This is a genomic window from Bradyrhizobium yuanmingense (assembly GCF_900094575.1).
GTDB lineage: Bacteria > Pseudomonadota > Alphaproteobacteria > Rhizobiales > Xanthobacteraceae > Bradyrhizobium > Bradyrhizobium yuanmingense.
In genome coordinates, this window is the sequence record NZ_FMAE01000066.1 from 1 (window position 1) to 5,357 (window position 5,357).

General features: G+C 58.9%; 8 protein-coding genes. 3 read left to right on the forward strand and 5 right to left on the reverse strand.

Annotation, left to right across the window (positions count from 1 at the left end; all coding sequences use genetic code 11):
- Together GA0061099_RS38670 and GA0061099_RS38675 are read right to left on the reverse strand one after the other, a co-directional pair.
- On the reverse strand, positions 1-641 hold a 641-nt coding region (locus tag GA0061099_RS38670), incomplete at its 3' end, for an acyl-CoA desaturase (protein ID WP_208604929.1).
- 299 nt (positions 642-940) lie between these two features.
- Positions 941-1,192, reverse strand: coding sequence for a DUF6894 family protein (locus GA0061099_RS38675; protein WP_036032520.1), 252 nt, complete (start codon positions 1,190-1,192; stop codon positions 941-943).
- Positions 1,193-1,402: 210 nt separating this feature from the next.
- Here GA0061099_RS38675 and GA0061099_RS38680 point away from each other — a divergent pair, with 210 nt between their 5' ends.
- The 3 genes from GA0061099_RS38680 (at position 1,403) to GA0061099_RS41785 (ending at position 3,156) form a co-directional block, all read left to right on the forward strand.
- A complete protein-coding gene (locus tag GA0061099_RS38680) occupies positions 1,403-2,143 on the forward strand; it encodes a Crp/Fnr family transcriptional regulator (RefSeq protein WP_074448663.1) in 741 nt (246 codons plus the stop codon).
- A gap of 444 nt (positions 2,144-2,587) precedes the next feature.
- The gene (locus GA0061099_RS38685) at positions 2,588-2,926 is read left to right on the forward strand and encodes a hypothetical protein (RefSeq protein ID WP_074448664.1); all 339 of its coding nucleotides are present in this window, start codon (positions 2,588-2,590) and stop codon (positions 2,924-2,926) included.
- An 86-nt stretch (positions 2,927-3,012) separates the two neighbouring features.
- Positions 3,013-3,156: a hypothetical protein gene (locus GA0061099_RS41785; protein WP_157785226.1), complete on the forward strand. Its 144-nt coding sequence runs from the start codon at positions 3,013-3,015 to the stop codon at positions 3,154-3,156.
- 55 nt (positions 3,157-3,211) lie between these two features.
- Here GA0061099_RS41785 and GA0061099_RS38695 read toward each other — a convergent pair whose 3' ends face one another.
- The 3 genes from GA0061099_RS38695 to GA0061099_RS38710 form a co-directional block, all read right to left on the reverse strand.
- On the reverse strand, positions 3,212-3,421 hold the full coding sequence (locus GA0061099_RS38695) for a hypothetical protein (RefSeq protein WP_018642493.1): 210 nt from the start codon (positions 3,419-3,421) through the stop codon (positions 3,212-3,214).
- 504 nt (positions 3,422-3,925) lie between these two features.
- Positions 3,926-4,264, reverse strand: a complete 339-nt coding sequence (locus GA0061099_RS38705) for a response regulator (RefSeq protein WP_240538103.1) — start codon at positions 4,262-4,264, stop codon at positions 3,926-3,928.
- 323 nt (positions 4,265-4,587) lie between these two features.
- The coding region (locus tag GA0061099_RS38710; RefSeq protein WP_074448666.1) for a sensor histidine kinase at positions 4,588-5,357 on the reverse strand (770 nt) is incomplete at its 5' end.

Here is a 5,357-nt window from a genome sequence, read left to right on the forward strand (position 1 = left end):
TTGTTGCGGGAGTTATCGCCCGTAACATATCTCTTTCGCCCGTGAACATGTGCAAGGGAGTTGATGCAGAACGTTGCATGATACAGGAGCACGGTGCTCCAGAAGAATCCGACCACGAGTCCTGACCATCCCGCAATGAGGAAGCAAAGACCTGCCGTCACGATCGCAGGCAAAAGCTCGAATTTGTGCAGCCACATCAACTCAGGATACGACGCAAAGTCCGAAATCTTCGTCAAATCGGTCGCATCGTGCTGCCGATCGAAAATCCAGCTGACGTGGCTGTAAACGAAGCCATTTTGGCTTGGCGAATGCACGTCTTTCTCCGTATCGGAGTAAAGATGGTGATGTCGATGTTTCGCAGCCCACCAAAGGACGCTTTTCTGGGAGCTGCTTTGGGCGAGGAACGCGAGAGTGAATTGAAACGCCCGGCTCGTCGAGTAGGCCCGATGCGAGAAGTACCGGTGATACCCAGCAGTGATCGCGAACATGCGTAACCAGTATAGGACGACGCAAAGCGCAACCGCTGGCCACGAGACGCCCGACCATGTCGCCATGAGGCAACCGGCGTGGATCAGCAGAAACGGGAGGACCTGCGGGTAGATGATGTCGTGTTCCTGATCCGTATGAGTATGGGTAGACACTCTGACGACCTCGGCGGTTTGGCGTGGGGGCCCGTCCCGTTAGGACGGCTCGCGCGCTGTGGCGGCATTTTCTTTGGGCACGAAAACAACCGCGCGGCAGGAAAACGTGTCGCGGCTTGCGAAGCCATAGGTCCTGCCGGTACGTCCGTGGTCAAAGCAGCATCTGCAAAGTGGCGGTGGCGAGGAAGAGCCCGCACTTCCGCTTGCAATTCCGATCAGTTGGTCGGACCGCTCGCCGCACATGAGACCATGTCAAAGGCACATCGAGCGGACCGGCCAACTGGCAGCCCCCGGCCGGGTCAAGTAGACACATCGTCCGCCGCGGACAGAGCCAACGTAAAATAGGTGCGGCCCGCCTCGGGCGAGGGATAGCCATTGACGAGAAGCTTCCAGGACTTGATTTCCCATATGTCGCCCGGCTTCGACTCTCGGAGGACTTCACCCGCCAGCTTTACAGCCTCTTCCTTTGCGGCATAGAGGTCGGCAAGCTCGGTGCCGTGGTGATCGAGACCAGCCTTGCCGTCCAGAATGTGAAAATGGTAGCGCGGCATGGGCGCTCCTTCATTTTGGCGGGGAGCGCGTGGCATCTCTCAGTCCCCGGATCGCCTGACGGTCCCGGCGGATAGGCAACAATACGCATCATGCCGCTCGGTTCCTAAGAAACGCGGCTCACGGAACCCGGACCTTGGATGCAAAAAGGCACAGACTCAGTGGCATCACAGTGCTAAAGCTTGGGAACCGCAAATCAAAAGCTCATTGACGTGTCTGCGATCAATGCGAGGAATACTCACCCGCTGATCCGCAAGCTGGAAACTGTCTTCCCGCTTTCTGACGAAGAGCGGAAGGCGATACTGGCGCTCCCGATCGATCAGAGGGTGATCGAGGCCCATCAGGACATCGTACGCGAGGGGGATCGCCCGAGCCGATCTTTCGTCATTGACGATGGCGTGGCTTGCGCCTTCAAAATGACAGGCGAGGGCAAGCGCCAGATCCTCGCATTTCACATCACGGGCGACATGCCGGACCTTCAGAGCCTGCACCTGCAGACGCTGGACATCAGCATCGGAACGATCACGGCTTGCAAGGTCGGCTTCATTCAGCACGAGGATCTGCAGCGCCTGTGCGAACGCCAAGCCCGCGTCGCGGCGGCCCTCTGGCGTGAAACACTTATCTATGCGGCGATGTTCCGCGAATGGATCACCAATATCGGACGACGGCAGGCGCTAGGCCGGGCAGCGCATTTTATGTGCGAATATATCGTCCGTGCGCGAGCCATGGGTCTTGTGGAAGATTACTCATGTGAACTGCCGATCACGCAGGAAGAGCTTTCCGATGCCATGGGCCTTTCGATTGTTCACGTCAACCGCGTGCTCCAGGAGCTGCGCAAGCTGGGTTTAATCAACCTCGAAAGCAGGCACTTGACCGTGCTTGATTGGCCCCGGCTCCAGGAAGTTGGAGACTTCGACGCGGGATATCTCCACCTGCCGAAGACGGCCACGTAGCGTTACGCCCCTTCGTCAAACGGCGGCGCGGACGGATGAACAGAGGGCCGCCCATGAACCTCTTCGACCATCTGCCATCCCAGAGACAGCTCTAGGGCAGGTTGGAATTCTGCACTCATTGAAGAATGCGGCAGCCGGAGAGTCATCGTTCGTCTCATCTGCGCCACCGATTAGCTGACAGCCGGACGCCCGAGGGAACAAAGGGGTGAGGAGGCGGCTTGAGTTGGGCGGCAGAACCAGGAGACTGGGAGCCGCGAAGAAAAGCCGTTCGGTGTAACGCCCGAGCGGCTTTTGTTTGGCGCATCTCTTGTGAAGTCGCTTGGCTGCCGCAATCGAGAAATCCGATCCCAACCACGACCAGGGAACACTTCGCCCCCAGTCGGTTTAGTTCCGAGCAGCATTTTGCGATGCGGTTCTTTAACACTCACGCGAATCGGATTTGGCATGGCCTCCGTCACAGTAGGGCTGAACAGATACTTCACATTGATCGAGCGTTCAGTGCCCACGAAAGTCGGGACCTTCATTCGCTGGCTGCGGGAGCCATCCAAACTCTGGATCCGGATCATCGTTGCGGGGGGACTCATTCTCGGGGGCATCTTCAGCTTCTTGCCCCTCTTCGGCCTCTGGATGCTCCCCCTTGGACTTCTTCTCATCGCGCAGGACATGCCGATCCTGCAAAAACCTCTCCTCGCCATGTTGCGTTGGATCGAGATGAAATGGAAGCGGCTCAGGCGACGTTTCAGAACGAGGCGGCGGCCAATTGTGGCGAAGCAACCGGAATGACGCGACCGCTCCGCCCGCGGCGGCGGGGCATTCTCCGTATTTGGAACGTTGTGGTTAAGCCGGGCTTGGTCCGGCAGGAGGTCACCATGACCAAGACATCAGACCACGGCATCATGCGCGTACGCGGAGAAGATCAGCCGGCAGACAAGGAGCGGGCGCAACTGGCTCAAAAGATTGAGCTCGGCCACACACCGCCCGTGATCAAGGAAGAGGCGAACGACCGGGACTGAACGCAATGATCGTGAGCCGGCGCGCGGGGCCTGCCAGCAGGATCCGCGCGCAACATCATGCTGCTTTCTGATGCTGCTCGAACGCAGCGATGGCCCGATTCGAAAGCATCAGGGTGCGGCTCTCTCCCTTGAGAATTTGCGTTTTGATACTTTGAAGTAGGATCTCGGCCGCCTGCTGAGGATCGGCGATCCCACCTGAGCGGTCCAGGAAGTCCCAGGCTATCTGAAGCGAGTTTTCAATGAGAACTGGAAGTGGCTCGGTCATGCGGGAGGAACGCCCCGGACGACCTCCCGTTCCTTCATTCTGGAGCCGGTAATCCCGGTGTGGACAGCCATTCGCTGATTTGGGCCCCGGTCTCCGCCTGCCGAGCTTTGCGGATTGTTTGGTCCCGCTCGATACCTGGCGGAAGCGACTTTGCCTTTTGACGAAGGGCTCGCCCATGCTCGGCAAGGCGTTCTTCAAAGGAGGTGGTTTGCTTCAGACGGCGTCGCTGCATAGCGTGCTCCTTTTCCCAGGGAAGAAGGCGGGAGCGCGACAGCGTTCTCATCACCGACAGATGCCGAGGGCCGCGCGGTGACAGATAAAGCGTATCAGTTCGCCGTCCGACACGCTGGTCAGTATTGATCAGGCCGTGAAGGCGACAGGGACACCGCCACCCTGCAAGAATGCGCGACTCCAGCACCAAACCCGAAAGCCTTTGGTCGTCGGATCATTGAAGACAAAGACCGCCCGTACCCCGTCGCAATGGGCTAGAAATGCTCTTCACGCTCAGGCCGCAAGCTCTCGAAGCGTTGAGATGATGGCCTCTGACGGGTACGGCTTGCTGAAGAATCTCGTCCCCTTGGGCAGATCGGAATCCTTGACGAGATGCCCCGAGACGATCAGCAGCTTGATCGGTGGCCATCTTTCGCGGACCGCTACGGCGAGCCGAACGCCATCCATCGAACCCGGCATCCTGACGTCTGTGAAGACAACGCAGACATCCTTTCGGGCCTCAAGTATCCTGATGGCTTCATCCGCGTTGCCGGCGAGAATCGGATGCAGTCCCGCGTCCTCGACGATGTCGCTTGCCATCAAAAGGAGCATCGGTTCATCCTCGACGACCAAGACGCAACTGCCACGAGGAGAGCTTTGCTCTGCCATATCGGTCCTTTCTCATGCAGGAAATGTCAGCGGCCGGGACATACCCGCAGTCACGCCGTTAAACCCCCGCAGCAGCCGACGTTCCGAATAATTCGCATCCTTTTCTGACCAATCTCTGCACGGACACAGGCGGCTGACGGTTGGCGCGGGTTTCGCCAGGCGGCCGATGCGCCGCCGCGACTTACGTCGAGTGACCATGGAGCCAGGCGATGTGCGTCTAGCGGACTCTCGCTCAATACCGAAAGGTGGAGCGCGTCGAACGCCCCATTTTCCACAGGGAGCACTGGTCATTTGCGCGGCAGTCGGATCGAAAAGCACGTGCCTGTTTGCTGGTCGGATTGCACAGAGATCTCTCCACCATGGGCTTCGACGATCAGTTTTGCGATGTAGAGGCCAAGGCCAAGGTGCGTATTGTGCTCCGGCGGGCTTCCGCCATCCTGGCCTCGCGTCCAGGATTCGAAGATAGATTTTTGCGCATCCCGCGGGATTGAGGAGCCGAGATTGTGCACGTTGATGGTCACAGCATCGGGATCGTTACCTGCGACGGTCACTGTGATGGGCGTCGCTACGTCGCCATAATGGACCGCGTTGCCCATCAGGTTGGACAGCACCTGTCCCAGGCGAGCGCGGTCGCAGGAAACCAACGGATCGCCCTTCGTCGCGACCTGAAGTTTCCGATCTGCGTTGACGGCGCGAAACTCATCCGCGATTTCCTGGCACAGAGCCGCAACGTCGTTCTCGGTCTTTGTAACGGGGATTTGAGTGCCGAAGGACGAGCGTGTGAGATCGAGCAGATCGTTCAGAATTCGCGTCGCCCGCCCTGCGGCCAGCTTGATCTCCGAAACAACCCTGGCCTGCTTCGCGTCGGTTGTCCCCGATCGCTCCATCCACTGAGCGCCCATTGAAACGGCGCCGAGAGGATTGCGCAGGTCGTGGCCGAGGACGCCCAGAAACAGGTTGCGCGAGTCATTTATCGTCTTGGTATAGTGGGCCACCGACTCCGTCACGGCCTGATCGATCGCTTCATTGAACCGCGTCAAGTCCTCAATATCGGTGT

What these genes read in the sequence shown, in the direction of transcription:
- GA0061099_RS38675 (WP_036032520.1), bottom strand. Translation starts at nt 1,192, where the DNA reads ATGCCGCGCTACCATTTTCACATTCTGGACGGCAAGGCTGGTCTCGAT.
- GA0061099_RS38685 (WP_074448664.1), top strand. Translation starts at nt 2,588, where the DNA reads ATGGCCTCCGTCACAGTAGGGCTGAACAGATACTTCACATTGATCGAG.
- GA0061099_RS41785 (WP_157785226.1), top strand. Translation starts at nt 3,013, where the DNA reads ATGACCAAGACATCAGACCACGGCATCATGCGCGTACGCGGAGAAGAT.
- GA0061099_RS38695 (WP_018642493.1), bottom strand. Translation starts at nt 3,421, where the DNA reads ATGACCGAGCCACTTCCAGTTCTCATTGAAAACTCGCTTCAGATAGCC.